This is a genomic window from Candidatus Similichlamydia epinepheli (genome assembly GCF_003056015.1).
In genome coordinates this window covers 1-1,833 of record NZ_PPEU01000118.1, presented here as the reverse complement: position 1 = coordinate 1,833, position 1,833 = coordinate 1, and the positions used below count along the sequence as shown (strand labels likewise).

Here is a 1,833-nt window from a genome sequence, read left to right as displayed (position 1 = left end):
CGAACCAGTCCCAACTACATTGTATCTTCTTTCGATGAAAACATATTCGATCAAGGATGCACGCGAATTGGAGGTGATCGTTTAGAAGATGCACTATACGATCAAGCTGTCAGAATAATCATGGAAACAGGAATCGCCTCAACAACCTCTCTGCAACGCCGATTAAAAATCGGCTATCCAAGGGCAGCAAGCTTAATTGATGAGATGGAACGTCAAGGAGTAGTCAGTCCACAAGATGGATCCAAACAGAGAAAAATTCTTATAGGGAAAGGAGATTTTTCATCCAATCAACTAAAAGACACCAATGATTTTTGACTTTGTCTACCAAATCTGGTACCATCGCCGCTTTTTCAGGGCGGCATAGCCAAGCGGTAAGGCAAGGGCCTGCAAAGCCTTTATTCCTCAGTTCGAATCTGAGTGCCGCCTTATTACCGCCCTCGATATTTTTCTCTTATATTCACAAGTCTATGGACGTTTCCTTGACATAGACCCTGCATTTTGATAGAGTCTTCCAACGGTTCTTCCAGGAAGAGGTCAAATTTAGGAGGTTTTTCTGTGCCGAAACATTCGAAGGAAATTCTCTTTTCTGAAACTGCCCGCCAGAAACTTGCTGACGGAGTTAGCAAGCTTGCCCAAGCTGTCTGCCATACTTTAGGACCTAGGGGCAAAAATGTAGCGTTAGACAAGGGTTGGAGTTCCCATTCTGTGACGAATAATGGTAACTCAATCCTTCGTTCAGTTTGTTTGGAAGATCCTTTTGAAAATTTAGGAGCTCAGCTTTGTCGAGAGATCGCGAATAAGCTAAAGGCGAAGTGTGGTGGTGGTTCTACAACTGCTGTTCTTCTGTTTAATCGAATGGTAACTGAGGCGGTTCGTCAAATTAACTCTGGTGTTAGCCCTGTTCTCTTGAAAAAGGGAATAGAGAAATCGATTGGGTACTTGACTAGAGCTATCGAAGAGTCTAGCACTCCTGTTTCTTCGGACGATGATGTATTGGCTTTATCTAAAGTCTCTGCACATGGATCTTTTGCCGAAGAGATTGGTCAGACACTTTGCGACGCGATCAAAAAAGTTGGACGAGAAGGGGTTGTTGCTATAGAAAGTGGTCGTTCTATGGAGACAATGGTTGAAATAGTTGAAGGTATGAGACTGGACCGGGGTTATCTGAGCGCATACTTTATTACTAATACAGAAAGCCGTCGCGTGGAATTGAATAACCCTCTCATATTTGTATCTGACCAAAAGATCAATTCTGTTCAGGATATACTTCCGATACTTCAATCGATTTCGATTACCAGGCAAGAGCTTCTAATAATTGCAGATGATTTTTCTAGTGAAGAGATTTCTACCTTAGCATTGAACAAATTGAATGGTGCTTTAAAGGTTGCTGCGATGAAAGCTCCTGGATTTGGCGATCAGAAAAAGGGTCTTCTAGAAGATATTTGCGTTCTTACTGGGGCACAGTTCATTACAGAAAGTCTTTCGCGCACTTTAAAGAGTACAACTATAGAGATGTTAGGTGGTGCTGCTCAGGTAGTCCTTACAAAAGATCACACTACTATAATTGAAGGAAAAGGCGCATCTGCTGACTTGAAAGCTAGGTCTATTCTTCTGAAAAAAGAAGCAGACTTAGCTGAAAATGATTATGACAAGAAAAGAATCCTTCAACGTTCCGCGAAATTGCAAGGTGGAGTAGCTGTTGTTAAGGTAGGTGCTTCATCAGAGACAGAGCTTGATTACAAAAAACAACTTTTTGAAGACAGTTTGAGCTCTACACAATCTGGAATGTCAAAAGGTGTGGTTTTAGGTGGTGGTGTTGCTCTATTTCATGCA

General features: G+C 42.0%; 2 protein-coding genes and 1 tRNA gene. All 3 read left to right on the top strand.

The window, feature by feature from the left end; all coding sequences use genetic code 11:
- Window positions 1–315, top strand: a 315-nt coding sequence (locus GCCT14_RS04710) for a DNA translocase FtsK (RefSeq protein WP_275655993.1), incomplete at its 5' end; no start/stop codon positions are given.
- Window positions 316–354: 39 nt separating this feature from the next.
- Window positions 355–426, top strand: a tRNA-Cys gene (locus GCCT14_RS04705).
- A gap of 129 nt (window positions 427–555) precedes the next feature.
- Window positions 556–1,833, top strand: a 1,278-nt coding sequence (gene groEL / locus GCCT14_RS04700; RefSeq protein WP_192875510.1) for a chaperonin GroEL, incomplete at its 3' end; no start/stop codon positions are given.